Annotated in this window: 20 protein-coding genes and 1 pseudogene; 7 read left to right on the forward strand and 14 right to left on the reverse strand. The window is 73.4% G+C overall.

Annotated features, from left to right (window positions below; genetic code table 11):
• Both B7P34_RS29850 and sigE read right to left on the reverse strand, forming a co-directional pair.
• Nucleotides 1-552: pseudogene (locus tag B7P34_RS29850) on the reverse strand (hypothetical protein); the annotation flags it as partial.
• A gap of 71 nt (nt 553-623) precedes the next feature.
• Nucleotides 624-1,286 carry an RNA polymerase sigma factor SigE gene (sigE, locus tag B7P34_RS29855; protein ID WP_223268369.1) on the reverse strand — a complete coding sequence of 221 codons (663 nt, stop codon included), beginning with the start codon at nt 1,284-1,286 and terminating at the stop codon, nt 624-626.
• Nucleotides 1,287-1,553: 267 nt separating this feature from the next.
• Here sigE and B7P34_RS29860 point away from each other — a divergent pair, with 267 nt between their 5' ends.
• Nucleotides 1,554-2,219 carry an O-methyltransferase gene (locus B7P34_RS29860; protein ID WP_078660131.1) on the forward strand — a complete coding sequence of 222 codons (666 nt, stop codon included), beginning with the start codon at nt 1,554-1,556 and terminating at the stop codon, nt 2,217-2,219.
• A gap of 136 nt (nt 2,220-2,355) precedes the next feature.
• Here B7P34_RS29860 and B7P34_RS29865 read toward each other — a convergent pair whose 3' ends face one another.
• On the reverse strand, nt 2,356-2,523 hold the full coding sequence (locus tag B7P34_RS29865) for a DUF3117 domain-containing protein (protein ID WP_009997451.1): 168 nt from the start codon (nt 2,521-2,523) through the stop codon (nt 2,356-2,358).
• Nucleotides 2,524-2,843: 320 nt separating this feature from the next.
• Here B7P34_RS29865 and B7P34_RS29870 point away from each other — a divergent pair, with 320 nt between their 5' ends.
• Nucleotides 2,844-3,644 (forward strand): enoyl-CoA hydratase/isomerase family protein, encoded by an 801-nt coding sequence (locus B7P34_RS29870; RefSeq protein ID WP_106681312.1) that lies wholly within the window; start codon nt 2,844-2,846, stop codon nt 3,642-3,644.
• A 36-nt stretch (nt 3,645-3,680) separates the two neighbouring features.
• Here the strand turns inward: B7P34_RS29870 and B7P34_RS29875 are convergent, their stop codons facing one another.
• The gene (locus B7P34_RS29875) at nt 3,681-4,271 is read right to left on the reverse strand and encodes a DNA-3-methyladenine glycosylase I (RefSeq protein ID WP_106681313.1); all 591 of its coding nucleotides are present in this window, start codon (nt 4,269-4,271) and stop codon (nt 3,681-3,683) included.
• Complete coding sequence (locus B7P34_RS29880) at nt 4,268-4,645, reverse strand: DivIVA domain-containing protein (RefSeq protein WP_189383171.1); 378 nt, start codon at nt 4,643-4,645, stop codon at nt 4,268-4,270. Before B7P34_RS29880 ends, B7P34_RS29875 begins: the two co-directional genes overlap by 4 nt.
• A 104-nt stretch (nt 4,646-4,749) precedes the next feature.
• Between B7P34_RS29880 and folP the strand changes: the two genes are divergently transcribed.
• A complete protein-coding gene (gene folP / locus B7P34_RS29885; RefSeq protein WP_106681315.1) occupies nt 4,750-5,610 on the forward strand; it encodes a dihydropteroate synthase in 861 nt (286 codons plus the stop codon).
• Nucleotides 5,611-5,670: 60 nt separating this feature from the next.
• On the opposite strand, the gene B7P34_RS29890 is transcribed toward folP, so the two are convergent.
• A complete protein-coding gene (locus tag B7P34_RS29890) occupies nt 5,671-6,420 on the reverse strand; it encodes a TIGR00730 family Rossman fold protein (RefSeq protein WP_106681316.1) in 750 nt (249 codons plus the stop codon).
• 80 nt (nt 6,421-6,500) lie between these two features.
• On the reverse strand, nt 6,501-7,580 hold the full coding sequence (dapE, locus tag B7P34_RS29895; protein ID WP_106681317.1) for a succinyl-diaminopimelate desuccinylase: 1,080 nt from the start codon (nt 7,578-7,580) through the stop codon (nt 6,501-6,503).
• A gap of 89 nt (nt 7,581-7,669) precedes the next feature.
• Between dapE and B7P34_RS29900 the strand changes: the two genes are divergently transcribed.
• Complete coding sequence (locus B7P34_RS29900; protein ID WP_106681318.1) at nt 7,670-8,647, forward strand: hypothetical protein; 978 nt, start codon at nt 7,670-7,672, stop codon at nt 8,645-8,647.
• 299 nt (nt 8,648-8,946) lie between these two features.
• Nucleotides 8,947-9,351: an ATP-binding protein gene (locus B7P34_RS29905; protein WP_106681319.1), complete on the forward strand. Its 405-nt coding sequence runs from the start codon at nt 8,947-8,949 to the stop codon at nt 9,349-9,351.
• 105 nt (nt 9,352-9,456) lie between these two features.
• Here B7P34_RS29905 and dapC read toward each other — a convergent pair whose 3' ends face one another.
• The gene (gene dapC / locus B7P34_RS29910; RefSeq protein ID WP_106681320.1) at nt 9,457-10,554 is read right to left on the reverse strand and encodes a succinyldiaminopimelate transaminase; all 1,098 of its coding nucleotides are present in this window, start codon (nt 10,552-10,554) and stop codon (nt 9,457-9,459) included.
• 88 nt (nt 10,555-10,642) lie between these two features.
• Nucleotides 10,643-10,972, reverse strand: coding sequence for a ferredoxin (fdxA, locus tag B7P34_RS29915; RefSeq protein ID WP_030366150.1), 330 nt, complete (start codon nt 10,970-10,972; stop codon nt 10,643-10,645).
• Nucleotides 10,973-11,137: 165 nt separating this feature from the next.
• Between fdxA and B7P34_RS39840 the strand changes: the two genes are divergently transcribed.
• Together B7P34_RS39840 and B7P34_RS29925 are read left to right on the forward strand one after the other, a co-directional pair.
• Nucleotides 11,138-12,103 (forward strand): GNAT family N-acetyltransferase, encoded by a 966-nt coding sequence (locus B7P34_RS39840; protein ID WP_353620277.1) that lies wholly within the window; start codon nt 11,138-11,140, stop codon nt 12,101-12,103.
• A gap of 224 nt (nt 12,104-12,327) precedes the next feature.
• On the forward strand, nt 12,328-13,164 hold the full coding sequence (locus B7P34_RS29925) for a transglutaminase-like domain-containing protein (protein ID WP_106681324.1): 837 nt from the start codon (nt 12,328-12,330) through the stop codon (nt 13,162-13,164).
• Between the two features lie 27 nt (nt 13,165-13,191).
• Here B7P34_RS29925 and B7P34_RS29930 read toward each other — a convergent pair whose 3' ends face one another.
• The 5 genes from B7P34_RS29930 to B7P34_RS29950 form a co-directional block, all read right to left on the reverse strand.
• Nucleotides 13,192-13,797 (reverse strand): response regulator transcription factor, encoded by a 606-nt coding sequence (locus B7P34_RS29930; RefSeq protein ID WP_106681325.1) that lies wholly within the window; start codon nt 13,795-13,797, stop codon nt 13,192-13,194.
• 38 nt (nt 13,798-13,835) lie between these two features.
• Entirely contained in the window at nt 13,836-15,062 is a 1,227-nt protein-coding gene (locus B7P34_RS29935; RefSeq protein WP_223268370.1) for a sensor histidine kinase, read from the reverse strand.
• A gap of 77 nt (nt 15,063-15,139) precedes the next feature.
• Nucleotides 15,140-15,883, reverse strand: a complete 744-nt coding sequence (locus B7P34_RS29940) for an ABC transporter permease (RefSeq protein ID WP_106681323.1) — start codon at nt 15,881-15,883, stop codon at nt 15,140-15,142.
• Nucleotides 15,880-16,830: an ABC transporter ATP-binding protein gene (locus B7P34_RS29945; protein WP_106681326.1), complete on the reverse strand. Its 951-nt coding sequence runs from the start codon at nt 16,828-16,830 to the stop codon at nt 15,880-15,882. Before B7P34_RS29945 ends, B7P34_RS29940 begins: the two co-directional genes overlap by 4 nt.
• Before the next feature lie 166 nt (nt 16,831-16,996).
• A partial coding sequence (locus B7P34_RS29950; protein ID WP_223268371.1) for a hypothetical protein occupies nt 16,997-18,084 on the reverse strand: 1,088 nt, incomplete at its 5' end.

Consider the following 18,084-nt stretch of genomic DNA (forward strand, 5'->3'; position numbering starts at 1 on the left):
GAGGCGCCGGCGCTCGTCGCGAGCACCGGCGGACGGGGCCGACAGCGGGGTCGTCGCCGTGCGGGGGTTCTCGGCGCGCGGAGCCTGGGGCCCGGTGACCGAGGTCAGCGGCGACGCGCCGCCGAGGGCGAACGCGGCCAGCGACACCGCTCCGGCGGCGGCGAAGGCGATCCGGCGCCCCCGTATGCCGCCGCGCGGCGGCTCGGGCATCTCATGGATCCGGAAGCCGCCCTCACGGGGCCGGGCACCGGACCGGACGCCGCCGGGGAGCAGCCCGAGGGGCGCCAGGGCCTCAGCCCTGGCGGCGGGGCCGGCTTTTCCCGGACCTCCGGCGCCCTCGCGGCCCTCCGGGCCGTCGTGGTCGGGGCCGAGGGGGGCGTGGGGATCGCCGCCCGCCAGACCCTGGAGCCGGGCCAGGAAGTTCTCGGAGAGCGGCGGGGGCGCCGCCTCCGCGAACACGCTTTTGAGCCGGCGCTGAGCGTCGGCTTCCGCTTTACAGGTCCAACAGGTGGCGAGGTGCGCCAGCACCCGCTCCCGAGAGTCGTGTCCCAACTCCCCGTCGACCAGGGCCGCGAGGCGGTCGCCGAGATGAAGCTCGGCGGGGGACTGACCGCCTGAACCGGTCACGCGATCCCGACCTCCCCACCGAGCGGAACGCCGGCGCCCACGCCCGCGACGGCGCGCTGCTCGGCCCGGGCGGCGGGCGAGCGGTGCTGGAGCGCCTTGCGCAGGTGGGAGCGGCCGCGGTGGATGCGGCTGCGGACCGTGCCGAGCTTCACGCCGAGCGTCGCGGCGATCTCCTCGTACGAGAGTCCTTCGATGTCGCACAGGACGACGGCGGCGCGGAACTCCGGGGCGAGCGTGTCCAGCGCCTGCTGGACGTCCGCGTCGAAGTGCGTGTCGTTGAAGTGCTGCTGGGGGGAGGGCTCGCGGCTGGGGAGCCGCTCCGCGGCGTCCTCGCCGAGCGCGTCGAAGCGGATGCGCTGGCGGCGCCGGACCATGTCCAGGAAGAGATTGGTGGTGATGCGGTGCAGCCACCCCTCGAACGTGCCGGGGGTGTACGTGGAGAGCGACCGGAAGACCCGGACGAAGACCTCCTGGGTGAGGTCCTCGGCGTCGTGCTGGTTGCCGGTGAGGCGGTAGGCCAGGCGGTAGACGCGGGCGCTGTGCGTGCTGACGATCTCCTCCCAGGTGGGAGGCGTCCACGCCTGCGAGTCCGCATCGGTGGCGAAGGTCGCGGTCTGTGCGGAATCGGTGGCGCGCGAACGGTCAGCGGTCTTGGTCACGGATTTCGGCTCGCCGGCGGACCTGCGAAAGCGCCTCAGCACTCCCCGACGGTCGTCGGCCGCAGCCGCACCTCCCCTGTCGGCTCTGGTGGTGTCCAGTAGAGCCCCTACCATATCCATCCCGCCCGTTAGCTCCGGATAAGGAATTTTGACCTGCATTTGGCCTTGATCCCCCCGCTCCTCCCGGCATCCCCTCCGTTTGCCCTCCCTCTCCCCCAACGCCCGGTCCCATCTGCGGGTTCCCGTGGTCAGCGGATACAGTCACGGTTGCGTCGACTACGGGGACAGGAGAGGGCCATTACCGGCAACCGGCAGACGAGCTGGGCGTTCGCCGATGCGTTCGTCGCCGAGGACGAGGCGCTGCGCTGGGCCCGTGACCGGGCCGTGGAGGCAGGCCTGCGCTCGGTGTCGTCCGGCACCGGCGCGGCGCTGCGCCTGCTCGCGGCGGCCGTGGACGCCAAGGCGGTGGCCGAGATCGGCACGGGCACCGGCGTCTCCGGCATCCACCTCCTGCACGGCATGCGGCCCGACGGCGTGCTGACCACGGTGGACGCGGACCCCGAGTGCCAGCAGTTCGCCCGGCAGGCGTTCCGCGCCGCGGGCTTCGCGGGCAACCGCGCGCGCTTCATCCCCGGCCGCGCCCTGGAGGTACTGCCGCGCCTGGCCGACGGCGGATACGACCTGGTGTTCTGCGACGGCGACCGGCTGGAGTGCCTGGACTACCTAGCCGAATCGTTGCGCCTGCTGCGGCCGGGCGGCCTCGTCTGCTTCGAGGGCGTCTTCGCCGACGGCCGCACCGTGGACGCGGCCGTCCAGCCCGCCGAGGTGCAGCGGCTGCGCGAGCTGCTGCGGGCCGTGCGGGAGTCCCGCGTGCTGGTGCCGTCGCTGCTGCCGGTGGGCGACGGGCTGCTGTGCGCGGCGCGGCGCGGCTGAACCCGCGCGGGCGCGGCGCGCGGAAGGCCGCCCGGCCCGGCGCGCGCCCCCGGACCCCGCCCCGGACGCACCGCTGCCCCGGCAGCCGGTGCGGACCGGCTGCCGGGGCAGCGTAAGAACGGTGGTTCGGCGTGTGTCAGCCGACAACCTTCTTCAGGGCGTCTCCGAGGGCCTCGGCCTCATCCGGGGTCAGCTCGACGACGAGCCGACCGCCGCCTTCGAGCGGAACCCGCATGACGATGCCCCGCCCCTCCTTGGTCACCTCGAGCGGGCCATCGCCCGTCCGCGGCTTCATGGCCGCCATGCTCGTTCCCCTTCCTGAAACCAGCTCATCGTCAGCCGACGGCCCCACGACAGGCCCGCGTCACCGGCATCGAACACATTGCTTCCAGGCCATTATCTCGCATCGCGTGACCCAATGACCAACATCGGTCCGTATCCCTTCGGCAACGCGATCGCGCAAAACCACCCAATTCGGGGATCGGACTGCGATACTGCGCCACCCCGGCCGGGAATCCATGGCCGGATTCTTTGACGCAGGTCACATATCGGCGGCCGATGATCTCCGGCATGCTGAGCCCTGAACGCCGCCCGCAGGGCTTGCGACGAGGGAGGGAACGCACCATGGCCGACTCCGTGCTGTACGAGGTGACGGACGGACTCGCGACGATCACGCTGAACCGTCCCGATGCGATGAACGCGCTCAACACCGACACCAAGGCCGCCCTGCGCGACTCCCTGGAGCGGGCCGCCGCGGACCCCGCCGTACGGGCGGTGCTGCTCACCGGCACCGGGCGCGCCTTCTGCGTCGGCCAGGACCTGAAGGAACACGTCGCGTCGCTCACCGCGGACCGGGAGAACGGCACGCGGCTGACGATGAAGACGGTCGAGGAGCACTACAACCCCATCGTCACGGCCATCGCCGGCATGCCGAAGCCGGTGGTCGCGGGCGTCAACGGCGTCGCCGCCGGCGCGGGGGCGGGCTTCGCCTTCGCCGCCGACTACCGCGTCGTCGCCGACACCGCCGCCTTCAACACCTCCTTCGCGGGCGTCGCCCTGACCGCCGACTCGGGCGTCTCCTGGACCCTGCCCCGCCTCGTCGGCCACAGCCGCGCCTCCGACCTGCTGCTCTTCCCGCGCTCCGTGCCCGCACAGGAGGCGCTGGAGCTGGGCATCGCCAACCGGGTCGTCCCGGAGGCGGACCTGGCCGCGGAGGCGGAGGCCGTGGCCCGGCGCCTGGCCCAGGGGCCGACCGCGGCCTACGCCGCGATCAAGGAGTCCCTCGCGTACGGCGCGGGCCGGCCGCTGACCGAGGCCCTGGCCAAGGAGGACGAGCTGCAGGGCCGTGCGGGCGCGTCGGAGGACCACGCCATCGCGGTGGACGCGTTCCTGAAGAAGGAGAAGCCGAAGTTCGTGGGGCGCTGAACCGTACGGGCCGAGCGGCCAGGACGGCGACGGGGCTCAGGCCCCCCGCGCGTGGCACCCCGCCAAGTGGTCGTTCACCAGCCCGCACGCCTGCATCAGCGCGTACGCCGTCGTCGGCCCGATGAAGCGGAAACCGCGCTTCTTGAGGTCCTTGGCCAGGGCCGTCGACTCCGGTGTCGTCGCCGGGACGTCCGCGGCCGTGCGCGGCGCGGCCGCGGCCGGCTCCGGGGCGTAGGACCAGATGAGGGCGTCCAGCTCGCCGGGCGCCCACTCCGCCGCCACCCGGGCGTTGGCGATCGCGGCCGCGATCTTCGCGCGGTTGCGGATGATGCCGGGGTCGGCCAGCAGCCGCTCCGCGTCGGCATCGGTGAAGGCGGCCACCTTCTCGATGGAGAAGCCGGCGAACGCCGCCCGGAAGCCCTCGCGACGGCGCAGGATCGTCAGCCAGGACAGCCCGGACTGGAAGGCCTCCAGGCATATCCGCTCGTAGAGGGCGTCGTCGCCGTGCACAGGGAGGCCCCACTCCGTGTCGTGGTAGACGCGGTAGTCCGCCGCGGACTCGGCCTCCATGCCGCCCCACGGGCAGCGCCGCAGGCCGTCCGGGCCGGTGATCAGGGTGCCGCTCACGCCTTCTTCTCCCCCTCGTCGTCGCCCTCGCCGCTGCCGGCCCTGCCCTTGGCTTGCTGCGCGCCGCCCATGGCCGCGGCCTGCGCCCCGGCCAGCGCCGCCTCCAGCTCGGCGATGCGGGCGTCGCGCTCGGCGAGCTCGGCGCCCAGGCGGTCCAGCGCCTCGTCCGTCTCCGCCATGCGGTAGCCGCGCAGGGCGACCGGCAGGCGCAGGGTGTCGACATCGGCACGGGCCATGGGGCGGTCGGCGGGGAGCGGCCAGACCGTGCGGTCGGCGGCGGCCTCGGGCAGCGCCGCGCCGCTCCCGCCTCCGGCGACGAACAGCGCGACCGCGGCGACCACCACGACCAGCGCGATGAGCAGGAACCAGAACACGACCATCTCCCCGGGAACACGGACTGCGATTCGGTCCACCCCGATCGTGCCATGCCGCACTGACAGTTAAGGTCGCTGGCGGACCACCGAGAGGGAGTAGGGACATGCTGCGGCTGGGACGACGCGAGTTCGATGCGCACGAGCCGGTGATCATGGCGATCGTCAACCGGACGCCGGACTCCTTCTACGACCAGGGTGCGACGTTCGGCGACGAGCCCGCCCTGGCCAGGGTGGAGCAGGCCGTCGCGGAGGGCGCCGCCATCGTCGACATCGGCGGGGTGAAGGCGGGCCCGGGCGAGGAGGTGACCGCCGAGGAGGAGGCGCGGCGCACGGTCGGCTTCGTGGCCGAGGTCCGCCGGCGCCACCCGGACGTGGTGATCAGCGTCGACACCTGGCGGCACGACGTGGGCGAGGCGGTGTGCGAGGCGGGCGCCGACGTGCTCAACGACGCGTGGGGCGGCGTGGACCCCAAGCTGGCCGAGGTCGCGGCCCGCTACGGCGCGGGCCTGGTGTGCACGCACGCGGGCGGCGCGGAGCCGCGCACGCGTCCGCACCGGGTGGAGTACGAGGACGTGATGGCGGACGTCCTGCGGGTCACGCTGGGGCTGGCGGAGCGGGCGGTGGCGCTGGGCGTCCGGCGCGACGGCATCATGATCGACCCGGGGCACGACTTCGGGAAGAACACCCGGCACTCGCTGGAGGCGACCCGGCGGCTCGGCGAGATAGCGGAGACCGGCTGGCCGGTGCTGGTCTCGCTGTCGAACAAGGACTTCGTCGGCGAGACGCTGGACAAGCCGGTGAAGGAGCGCGTCCTGGGCACGCTCGCGACGACGGCCGTCTCGGCGTGGCTGGGCGCGCAGGTCTACCGCGTGCACGAGGTGGCGGAGACGAAGCAGGTGCTGGACATGGTGGCGTCCATCGCAGGCCACCGGGCACCTGCGGTGGCCCGGCGCGGTCTGGCCTGACGCCTTCGCGGGCCACCGCGGGAACGCGGTGGCCCGGGACCGACGGCCCTCCTGCCTCCCCTACATCCCCGCTTCCTTCGTCACCAGCCGCACCGCTTCCTCCACGTCGTCCGTGACGTGGAAGAGGTGCAGGTCGTGCGGGCCGGCCTTGCCCTCGGCGACGATGGTGTCGCGGAACCAGTCGACCAGGCCGCTCCAGTACGCGGAGCCGAAGAGCACGATCGGGAAGCGCGTGACCTTCTTGGTCTGGACGAGGGTGAGGGCCTCGAACAGCTCGTCCAGCGTGCCGAGTCCGCCGGGCAGGACGACGAATCCGCTCGCGTACTTCACGAACATCGTCTTCCGTACGAAGAAGTAGCGGAAGTCGACGCCCAGGTTGACGTAGGGGTTGAGCCCCTGCTCGAAGGGCAGTTCGATGCCGAGGCCGACGGAGATGCCGCCGGCCTCCGTCGCGCCCTTGTTCGCGGCTTCCATCGCGCCGGGCCCGCCGCCGGTGATGACCGCGAAGCCCGACTCGACGAGCCCGCGCCCGATGGCGACGCCGGCCTCGTACTCGGGAGAGTTCCGCGGTGTGCGGGCGGAGCCGAAGACGCTGATGGCGGGTGGCAGTTCGGCGAGGGCGCCGAAGCCCTCGACGAACTCGGACTGGATGCGCATCACCCGGAAGGGGTCCTCGTGGACCCAGTCCGCGGCCCCTCTGGTGTCCAGCAGGTGCTGGTCCGTGGTGCCCGCCTGCATCTGGCCGTACCGGCGTACCACCGGCCCCCGGCGCTGCTCCCGCTGCGCACGCGATCCTTCGGGATGTGCCATGTGCCGTGCTCCCTCCGCTGCAGATCGTTGCTGTTCAGCGTAGGCCCATGCGCATGGCTTTCCGGCAGGTCACCGGAAGGTCAGCCGGCCAGCCAGGCCCGCAGCCGCTCCTCGCAGTCGTTGATCAGCGAGGCGCGGACGCGTTCGTCCCGCTTGTGGGCGAGGGTCGGGTCGCCGGGGCCGTAGTTGACGGCGGGCACCCCGAGCGCGCTGAAGCGGGAGACGTCGGTCCAGCCGAACTTGGGCTTGGGCGTTCCCCCGACGGCCTCGATGAACGCGGCCGCGGCGGGGTGGGACAGCCCGGGCAGCGCGCCGGGCGACTCGTCGTCCACGACGAGCTCGGCGACGCCGCAGTCCGCGAAGACCTCGCGCACGTGCTCCAGGGCCTCCGCGGGGCTGCGGTCGGGCGCGTAGCGGAAGTTGACGGTCACGGTGCACGCGTCGGGGATGACGTTGCCGGCGACGCCGCCCTCGATGCGGACGGCGTTGAGGCCCTCCCGGTACTCCAGGCCGTCGATGACGTGGCGGCGCGGCTCGTAGGCCGCGAGCCGGGCGAGGACGGGCGCGGCGGCGTGGACGGCGTTGCTGCCCATCCAGCTGCGCGCGGAGTGGGCGCGCTCGCCGGTGGTGCGCAGGTGCACCCGGAGGGTGCCCTGGCAGCCGCCCTCGACCTGGGCGTCGGAGGGCTCCAGGAGGACGGCGAAGTCGGCGGCGAGCCACTCCGGGTGGGCGTCGGCGATGTGGCCGAGGCCGTTGAGGTGGGCGGCGACCTCTTCGTTGTCGTAGAAGACGAAGGTCAGGTCGCGGTTGGGGTCCGGCACGGTCGCGGCGATGCGCAGCTGCACGGCGACGCCGGACTTCATGTCGCTGGTGCCGCAGCCCCACAGGAAGCCGTCCGCGTCCAGCCGTGAGGGGACGTTGCCGGCGATGGGGACGGTGTCGATGTGGCCGGCGAGCACGACGCGCTCGGAGCGGCCCAGGTGCGTGCGGGCCACGACGTTGTTGCCGTGGCGGTCCACCGTCAGGTGCGGCAGCGCGCGCAGGGCGTTCTCGATGGCGTCGGCCAGCGCCTTCTCGCTCCCGCTGACCGACGGGAAGTCGACGAGCTGGGCGGTGAGGGCGGCGGCGTCGAGGGACAGGTCGAGTGCGGCGTCATCCATGCGGCGACTCTAGCCCGGCCGGTGCGGGCGGGGCCGGGCCGGAGGGTGGGGCCCGGGCGCCGTCGGCACTCTCCAGTAACGTGGGCGGCATGTCCCGGATCTTCGTCACCCGACGTGGCCGATTGTTGCGCATCGTGGCCGCCTGTGCGGTGCTGCTGGCGCTGATCGGCTACGGGATCGCCCAGCTGGTGACGGGCGGCCCGGGAGCGCCGCGCTGCACGGTGCGCGCCGACGGCGCGTCGTACTCCTTCTCGCCCGAGCAGGCGGTGAACGCGGCGACGATCTCGGCCGTGGGGGCCGAGCGCGGGCTGCCGGAGCGGGCCGTGACGATCGCCCTGGCCACGGCCATGCAGGAGTCGGGGCTGCGCAACATCCACCACGGCGACCGGGATTCGCTGGGGCTGTTCCAGCAGCGGCCCACGCAGGGCTGGGGCACCGCGCAGCAGATCACGGACCCGGTGTACGCGGCGGGGAAGTTCTACGACCACCTGGTGGAGGTGCCGGGCTACTCGCGGCTGCCGCTGACGGTGGCGGCGCAGAAGGTGCAGCGCAGCGGCTTCCCGCAGGCGTACGCCAAGCACGAGCCGGACGCGTCGCTGCTGTCGTCCGCGCTGACGGGCCGGGAGGCGGCGGCGTTCACCTGCACGACGAGCCCGAGCGACGGCAAGAAGGGCGACATCGCGGCGGTGCGGGCCAAGCTGCGCCGGGAGTTCGGCACGACGGCGGTCCCTGCGGCGGACACGCTCGCGGCCGGGAGCGGCGGCGGTGCGGGCGCGGCCGGGGGTGTCGCGGCGCGGACGCTGTCGGTGCCCGTGCCGGAGAAGTCGCCCGGGCCGGGCGAGCCGGCGGAGGGCGGCCGGGAGCGGCGTGGCTGGCAGCTGGCCTCGTGGGCGGTGGCGCACGCGACGGAGCTGCGGATCGAGCGGGTGTCCTTCGGCGGCCGGGTGTGGACGGCGGCGGATTCCCGGGACGGCTGGCGTGCGGACAAGGGCGCCAAGGGCCCTGCGGGGCCCGGGAATTCGGCGGGGAACGCCTCGCCCGAGGTACGGATCACGACGGCCCCGTAGACGCTCAGGAGTGCGAGCGCACCCCCCACCGGGGGTATGCACAACAGCCCCGCGCGATTGCCGGGCACCGTCCGCCCCAAGCGTCCGGCTTTCTCGGAAATTCCTTGTGACTAAAGGCTTGTAAGCCTTCCTGACGTGCATACTGCGCGCCCGTTTTGCCCCGCTTTTAGGGGGACAGATAATGCGACGCATTACCAACTCTTTACCGTGGCGCACCGCAACCTTCCGCGGATTCACGCGGTAGTCACTGCGTCCGCTCGCCGGACAGCCAACGTCCTCAACTCCGCCAAAGGAGCATCATGTCCCTCCCCCTGACGCGTCGGATCGCCCGGGCCGCCCTGCTGGTAGCCGCCGGTGCGGCTCCCGTCATCGGCGCGGCCGGAGCGGCTAGCGCCGCCCCGCAGGCTCCCGACCTGACGAGCGGCCTGACCGCGGTGGACGGCGCGAACCTCGGCACCAACGTGGACAACGCCGCCCACAAGGCCGGGGACACGGTGACGGGCGTCGGCACCAGCGCCATCAAGACCACCGTCCCCGGTGCGGCCGACGCCACCGGCAAGGCCGCCAAGACCGCCGCCCCCGCCGTCCAGAACGTCGCCGGCCAGGCCGCGGGCGCCACCTCCGGGCTCGCGGGCCAGGCCACCAAGGCCGCCGGCGGTCTCAACACCCAGGGCCTGCCCGGCGGGCTCCCGATCGGCGGCTGACACAGCGCACGCACGGCACGCGAGAGGGCCCGGGAGATCTCCTCCCGGGCCCTCTCGCGTCACTTCCGCCGCAGGTGCGGCTTCCTGCGGGTCGCGCTCACGCGCTCACGCGGTCAGGCGGCGGACCGCGGCCTCCACCCGCTCGTCGGTCGCGGTGAACGCGATCCGTACGAACTGCTCACCCGCCTCCCCGTAGAAGACGCCCGGTGCCACGAGGATGCCGCGCTCGGCCAGGGCGGCGACGGTGTCCCAGCAGGGCTCGTCCCGCGTGGCCCACAGGTACAGCGACGCCTCGCTGTGCTCGATCCGGAAGCCCGCCGCCTCGAAGGCGGCCCGCAGGGACTCCCGCCGGCGGGCGTAGCGCGCCCGCTGCTCCGTCACGTGCGCCGTGTCCCCCAGGGCGGCGACCGTGGCGGCCTGCACCGGGGCGGAGACGATCATTCCGCTGTGCTTGCGGACCTGGAGCAGCTCGCCCAGGACCGCGGGGTCGCCCGCGAGGAAGGCCGCGCGGTAGCCGGCCAGGTTCGAGCGCTTGGAGAGCGAGTGCACCGCGACGATGCCCTCGTACGAGCCGCCGCAGACGTCCGGGTGCAGGACGGAGACCGGCTCGGCCTCCCAGCCCAGCTCCAGGTAGCACTCGTCGCTGAAGAGCAGCACGCCGTGCTCGCGGGCCCACGCGACGGTGCGGCGCATCTCGTCGGCGGTCAGCACGCGGCCGGTGGGGTTCGACGGGGAGTTGAGCCAGAGCAGCTTGAGGCCCGTGGGGTCGAGCTCGGTCGGCTCGTCGTAGACGACGGGCTCGGCGCCCGCGAGGCGGGCGCCCACCTCGTAGGTCGGGTAGGCCAGCCGCGGGTAGGCGACCTTGTCGCCCGCGCCCAGGCCGAGCTGCGTCGGCAGCCAGGCCACCAGCTCCTTGGAACCGACGATCGGCAGCACGTGCGCGTGCGTCACGTCGCGGGCCCCCAGCCGGCGCTCCACCCAGCCGGTCAGGGCGTCGCGCAGCTCGGGCGTGCCCCACACCGTCGGATAGCCGGGGCTGTCGGCCGCGTCGGTGAGCGCCCGCCGGATCAGCGCGGGCACGGGGTCGACGGGGGTGCCGACCGAGAGGTCCACGATGCCGTCGGGGTGGGCGGCGGCTTTCGCCTTGTACGGGGCGAGCCGGTCCCAGGGGAAGACGGGGAGGCGGGAGGAGACTGCGCTCACGGTGTTCGCTCTCTTGCTCTGGGGGTGACCGGCGATACGCCGCGGCCCCGCACGGCTGCGGCCGTACGGGGCCGGGGGGCCGCTCGGGTCAGTGCTCCGGGTTGATGTCCGCGGGCAGCGCGGCGATGAAGGGGTGGTCGCGCTCGATCAGGCCGAGCTTCGAGGCGCCACCGGGCGAGCCGAGCTCGTCGAAGAACTCGACGTTCGCCTTGTAGTAGTCCTTCCACTCCTCGGGAGTGTCATCCTCGTAGAAGATCGCCTCAACGGGGCAGACCGGCTCACAGGCACCACAGTCGACACATTCGTCCGGGTGGATGTACAAGGACCGGGAGCCCTCGTAGATGCAGTCGACGGGGCACTCCTCGATGCACGCCTTGTCCTTCACGTCGACACAAGGCTGCGCGATGACGTAGGTCACGCTGTCGTTCCTCCTCGGTAGGGCTCATCTCGCGCGGGAGCGCGGCGTCGTCGATGCCCACACCTAGTATCTCCGTTCCCGGGCACTTGACGAACAAGAGGGGCGAGGAGAGCTGTGGAATTCACCACGGGCGGACGTCTGGAAATCAGGATCAGTACCGCTGATGTGGGAAAAAGGGTATCCGTACGCCGCCTGAACCCCTCAGGAGGGGCGCCCGGGGGGTCCGCCGAGCGGTTCACGGACACCGTCGGCGTCCTCACCTCCTGGGAGGGCGGAGTGCTGCGGATCACACGGCGGACCGGAGAGATTGTCACGTTCGACGAGACCGCGCTCGTCGCCGGCAAGGTCGTCCCGGCCGCCCCGCCCCGGCGGCGCGGCCCCGCCGCCACCGTCCGCGAGCTCCAGGAGACCGCGGCCCGCGGCTGGCCGGCGCTCGAAACGGCACGCCTCGGCGACTGGACCCTGCGCGCGGCGGGCGGCTTCACCACCCGCGCCAACTCGGCCCTGCCGCTCGGCGCTTGCGGGCTGCCGCTGCCGGAGGCCGTGGACCGCGTGGCCGCCTGGTACGCCGAGCGCTCCCTGCCCGCGGCCGTCCAGATCACGACCGGCGACCCGGCGCAGGACGCCCTGCTGGACGCCGAGCTGGCCGGGCGCGGCTGGACAGCGGAGCGGCACGCCCTCGTGCGGACGGCCGCGCTCGCCCCGATCGCCGACACCGGGGCCCCCACGGAACACGTGCGCCTGTCACGCACCGCCGACGAGGCGTGGCTGCGCGCGTACGGGCGGACCGGCGCGAGCACCGAGGACGCCCTGGCCGTGCTGGGCGGCGGGCCGTCGGTGTGGTTCGCGGCGGTGCCGGGCGCGTCCGGCGACCCGGTCGCCGTGGGCCGGTGCGTGATCGACGGCCGGTGGGCGGGCTTCTCGGCGGTCGCCGTGCACCCGGACCACCGCCGCCGGGGGCTCGCCACCCAGGTCATGGCCCGCCTCGCCGAGCAGGCCCTGAGCGAGGGCGCCTCGGCGGCGTACCTGCAGGTGGAGACGGACAACGGCGCGGCGGCGGCCCTCTACGACGAGCTGGGCTTCACGACGCACCACGCGTATCACTATCGCCGTGAGGCACGGCGCCCGTAGCACCGCGCGGCCCGCTTGCGGTGATCCCGCATGCCGCCGGACCCCCGCCGTCGTGGCGTGTCACCGTCGCGGCGGGATTCCCTTGCCCGGCGGCAGAGCACGAGGTAGAGAGGCCCGGCCTCTCGATCCCGCCGCCACGGCGGGGCACCACGACGGCGAGGGCCCGGCGGAATACGCAGTCGGCGCAACCCGCGCGCACCATGGAAGGCGAGAGGCGGAACGACATGTACGACACCACCGGACGGCGAGCGCGGTTCGCGGAGGCCGCACGCGAGACGCGGCCCGACCTCGCCCTGCTGTGCCTGCTGATCGCGGGCGAGGCCGACCCCGAGGCGGGCGAGGAGCCGGTCGACGCCGCGCAGATAGAGCTGGACCGGCTCGCCGGGCTGCTCCCCGCCCTGGGCCGGCAGGCCCACCCGCGGCGGTGGGCGGAGGCGCTCGCGGAGCTCCTCGGCGAGCGCTGCGGCTTCCACGGCTCCCCCGCCGACTACCGGCGCCTGGAGTCCTCGCTGCTCACCGAGGTGCTCCGGCGCCGCCGCGGGCTGCCGATCCTGCTGTCCGTGGTGTGGATGGAGGTCGCGCGGCGGGCCGGAGCGCCGGTGTACGGGGTGGCGCTGCCGGGCCACTTCGTCGTCGGCTTCGGCGAGCCGTACGGGCAGCACGTGCTGGCCGATCCCTTCGACGGCGGCCGGATCCTGTCCGAGGAGGAGGCCGGCCTGCTGGTCGCGGGCGCCACGGGCGCCCCGCTCGCCCCGGCGATGTTCTCCCCCGCGGAGCCGGCGGAGATCGTGCTGCGGGTGCTGAACAACATCCGTGCCTGGGCCGCGGCCCGGCCCGAGCGCAGCGACGTCCAGCTGTGGGCCGTGGAGCTGTCCCTGCTGCTGCCCAGCCACCCGGCCAGGCTCCGCTACGAGCGCGCCGAGCTGCTCGTGGAGCGGGGCGACTTCGTGGGGGGCGCGCACGAGATGGAGGAGTATGCGGAGGTCATCGACGCGCTGGAGCCGACGGTCGCGGAGACGGTGCGTCGGCAGGCGCGGGCGGCCCGGGCGATGCTCAACTGACCGCCCCGGGCGGCGGTCCGGCCGGCGTCAGAGCCAGCCCTTGTCCCGCGCGATGCGGACGGCCTCGGCGCGGTTGCGGGCGCCCGTCTTCTGGATGGCCGTCGAGAGGTAGTTGCGGACGGTCCCGTTGGACAGGTGCAGCGCCCTGGCCAGTTCGGCGTTGGTCGAGCCGTCGGCGGAGGCGCGCAGCACCACCCGCTCGCGATCGGTCAGCGGGTTCGCGCCCTCGGCGAGGGCGGCCGCGGCGAGCGTGGGGTCGATGACCCGCTCGCCGCGCAGCACCCGGCGCAGGGCGTCCGCGAGCTGGGACGCGGGGGCGTCCTTGACAAGAAAGGCCTCTGCCCCGGACTCCATCGCGCGGCGCAGGTAGCCCGGGCGCCCGAAGGTCGTGAGGATCACGACCTTGAGGGCGGGCAGTTCGCGGCGCACGAGGGCGGCCGCGTCGAGCCCGGTCATCCCCGGCATCTCGATGTCGAGCAGCACCACGTCCAGGTCGTGGGCGCGCGCGGCGTCGAGCACCTCGTCGCCCCGGGCGACCTGGGCGACGACCTCGATGTCGTCCTCCAGCCCGAGCAGCGCCGCCAGCGCTTCCCGGACCATGGACTGGTCCTCCGCGAGGAGGACTCTGATGATGCGTCGGCCCGCGGGATCCGCCGGGTGGTGCTGGTCTGTCACAGCGACAGGGTAGGCCGCTCCTGGGCGTGGCTGCGTGCCAGCGGGACGAATGCGCGCAAGCGGAAGCCGCAGCGCGGGCCGGGGCCGGTCTCCAGGCGGCCGTCGGCGAGGGCGAGGCGCTCGGAGAGGCCCGTGAGGCCGTTGCCGTGGGTGCCCTGGGGGCCGCGGCCGTCGTCGCTGACGGTCAGGCAGAGCTCGTCGCCCTCTTCGGTGAGCGCGATCTCGCAGCGGCGGGCGGCGCTGTGCCGCACGACGTTGGTCACGGCTTCCCGGAGCGCCCAGGCCAGCGCGCCCTCCTCATCGGGCGCGAGGTCGGGGTGGGTGGTGGCGGCGCGGGAGAGGTCGGCGACGACGCCGGCCGCGGCGAGGGCGGTGCGGGCGCCGGCCAGCTCGGCCTCCAGGGTGGGGCGGCGGAAGCCGCTCACCGCCTCGCGGACGTCCACCAGGGCCTGGCGGCTGACCCGTTCGATGTCGGCGACCTGCTGGGCCGCCTGTTCGGGCTTGCCGGGGAGCATGCGCCCGGCCAGCTCGCTCTTGAGCGTGATGAGCGACAGGGAGTGCCCGAGGAGGTCGTGGAGGTCGCGGGCGAGGCGCAGCCGCTCCTCGTTGGCGGCGAGGTGGGCGACCGTGGCGCGGGCCTCGCGCAGCGCGCGGGCCGTCAGGGCCATCTGCCGCACCCCGTTCATCGCGAAGCCGCCGAGCAGCGCCGGGATGACGAGGGCGGCGAGGTATTCGGGGGCGCCCGGTGTCATCGCGCCAAGGCCCGCCAGTACCCCCGTGACCAGCGGAATCACGACGCGGGACAGCTTCGTCGGCAGGACCGCGCCGGCTGAGACGCAGACGTAGACGAAGAGGACGAGCCAGGCGCCCCCGAGTGTGAGGGTGAGCGCGGTCGCGAGCCCGATCAGCGCGCCGAGCGCGCCGAGCACGCGGGCGCGCTCCAGGGGCCGGGAGGTGTGCCGGAAGACGAGGCCGAGGTAGCCGGCGACGAAGGCCGCGAGGCCCGCGCCGCCGAGGAGGTCGCCCGCCAGGGTGTGGTGGTCGCCGAGGACGTCCTCGACGGGCGCCGCCATGTAGGCGAACCAGATGGAGATCCAGATGAGCTTGACGATCACCTGGCGCCGGTTCTCGGGCTCCGTGCCGATGCCGATGGTGTACGACGGGTCGTCCTGGACTTCCATGGCGGCCCGCCATGGGTTCCAGCGGCGCGGTCCTCCGGCCATGTCCTCGCCCTGTCCTGTCTTCCGGTTCCGTCCCGGGCCGGGCCGTGCGGCCTCCGGCCGTCCGGCCCGCCGGGCCGTCAGCCCTTGCGGGTGTCCTTGCGGTACAGCCAGGCTGCCATGCCCGCGAACAGCGCGAGGTAGACGACGAGGAGCGCCACGTGCTTCAGCTCGGGGGCGTGGGCCTGCTCGATGGAGCGGCCGAGCCCGGCGTAGGCGTAGGTGGGCGTCCACTCCGCGACCTTCTGCAGCCACGTCGGGAACGTCGTGGTCGGCATCCACAGGCCGCCGAGCATCGACAGGCCGAAGTAGATGATCATCGTGATGGGGCGGACGGCGTCGCCCGTGGCGAGGTAGCCGACGGCCACGCCGAGCGCGGCGAAGACGATGCTGCCGGCCCAGATCGCGCCCACCAGCGCGAGCCACTGCCAGGCGGCGTCCATCCGGACGTCCTTGACGGCGGCGGCGATCACGAAGACCACGAGGATCGAGGGGAGCGAGACCACGGCGGCGGAGGCGACCTTGGCGGTCACGTAGCCGCGGCCGGGCAGGGCGGTGAGGCGCAGCTGGCGCACCCAGCCCTTCTCGCGCTCCTTGGCGATCCGCTCGCTGTTGCCGACGAGGACGGCGGTGATGGCGCCGAAGGAGGCCATGGAGACCATCATCAGCAGCGGCAGGGTCAGCCCGGTGTCCCCGATGATCTCGGTGTTGCTCGCGCCGCCCGCGATCATCAGGTACAGACCGGCGGGGTAGAGCACCGAGAAGAACATGAACTTCTTGTTGCGCAGGGTGCGCGCGATTTCGAGCTTGATCAGGGTGTTCACAGGGCCGCCTCCTCGGCGGTGGCAGCGTCGGTGATGGCGATGAAGGCCTGCTCCAGGCCGAGGCCCGCGACCTCCAGGTTGCGCGGGTAGAGACCGAGGCCGTAGAGGGCGTGGACGGTCGCGTCGGCGTCGTGCGACTGGATGCGCACGGTGCGGCCGGACACCTCCAGGGAGGACAGGAACGGCAGCTCGCGCAGGGCGGCCTCGCCGATGTGCCCGTCCAGGTCGAAGACGATGCGGCGGGCGCCGGCCTTCGCCTTGATCTCGGCGGCCGAGCCGTCGGCGAGGACGCGCCCGCGGTGGAGCACGATGACGCGGTCGGCGATGGCGTCGGCCTCTTCGAGGTAGTGCGTGGCGAAGAGGATCGCGCGGCCGTTCTGCGCCTGCTCGCGCATCACGCCCCAGAAGGCCTGCCGGGCGGAGACGTCCATGCCGGTCGTGGGCTCGTCCAGCACGATGAGCTCGTTGGCGCCGGCGGTCGCGAGGGCGAACCGCACGCGCTGCTCCTGGCCGCCGGAGAGCTTGTTGACCTTGCGGTCGGCTATCTCGGTCAGATCGGCGGCGGCCAGCACCTGGTCGACGGGGAAGCGACGCGGGTGCAGGTCGCAGCCGAGCTTCACCAGCTCGCGGACGGAGACGTCCTCCATCAGGCCGCCGGACTGCAGCATCGCGCCGACCTTGCCCTGGGCGATGGCCTGCCGCGGGGTGGTCCCGAACAGCTCGACGCGGCCCGCGTCGGGGTTGCGCAGGCCCAGCAGCAGGTCCAGGGTGGACGACTTGCCGGCGCCGTTGGGGCCGAGCAGGGCGACGGTCTCGCCCGGATACAGCTGCAGGTCCAGATCGGCCACGGCGCGCACCGCGCCGTAGTTCTTGCTCACGTTCTCGAAGCTGACCACGGGGGCGCCGGTGCGGCGCCCTTCCCCCGTGTACGTTCCTGTGGTGGTCATGCTGACCATGTTCCCTGGTCAGCGGGGGTCGGCGGCAGTGTCAGGCGTACGGTCCTGACGATGACAGATGTCATGTCCGCGGATGACGGACGCGGTGGCGGAGAGTGCGGAGAGCCCCCGTGCCGGTGGGGCACGGGGGCTCTCGGCCGCTGGAGGGACCGGGCGGTCAGCTCAGCGGGATCGTCCCGACGCGCTCGGCGGGCGTCTTGCCCACGAGCGCCTTGCGCAGGGCGCCGACGACGTCCTGCGGGGTGACCTCGGTCTTGGTGCCGTTGCCGCGCTGGATCAGGACGCCCTTGAACGCCGTGCCGTACAGCTCCTTGATCGCTTCGAGGTCGTAGTTCTCGACGAGCTTGCCGCCGACCTCCTTGACACCGAGGATCTTCGGCAGCGAGCGCTCCGGACCGAACTGGATCTTGTGGAGCGGGTCGGTCTGCACGGTGACGAGACCGGACATCGCGGGCTGCGCGAACTCCTTCATCATCCGGTCGACCTCGGCGTTGGTCACCTTGGGCTGCTGGCTCGCGCTCGGCAGCTCGACCGGGGTCTCCTGGCCGGTGGCGGCGCGGTCCTTGTACGCCTTGGCGACGGCATCGACGCCCTTGTCGCCGTCGATGCCCTGGTACGGCTTGCCGTAGACGGGCACGGCCTTGCCCGGCTCGAACTTGATCGTGCCGTCCTTGGCGCCGCCCGACTCGCCCGCCAGCGTCTTGAGCGCGTTCGCGATCTTCTCCTCGTCGGCGACGATCACGGGCTCGGCCGTGCGGGTGCCGCCGATGAGCGAGGGGATGACGGTCAGCGGGTTGTAGTCGCGGCCGGCGGCCCCGCGCACCGTGGCCTGGGTGTCGATGGACAGGCCCGCCACGGACGGCTTGAGCTCCGCCTCCTTGCCGCCGATGGAGACCTTGAGCGGCTTGGTCGCGCGGTCGCCGAGCGCGGAGTCGAGCTTCTGGACGGCCTGTTCCTTGGAGGAGCCGCCGATGTTGACGCCGAGGACGGTGGTGCCGTTCGGCACGTCCGCGTGGTCGAGCACCAGCCCGGCCACGTACGCGGCGCCGACGAGGCCGACGACCGCGCCGCCGAGCAGCACGACCTTGGAACGGCCCTTCTTCTTGGGCTGCGCCTTCGCGGGCGCGCTCTTCGGCGCACCCTTCGCGGCGCCCGCGGGCGCGCCCTTGGCCGGCGGCGGGGGCACCGCGCCGGGCCCGGGCACCTTGGGCTTGGGCACGGCGATGCGCGGCGCGCCGCTGTCCA

The organism is Streptosporangium nondiastaticum (genome assembly GCF_003011965.1).
Lineage (GTDB): Bacteria > Actinomycetota > Actinomycetes > Streptomycetales > Streptomycetaceae > Streptomyces > Streptomyces nondiastaticus.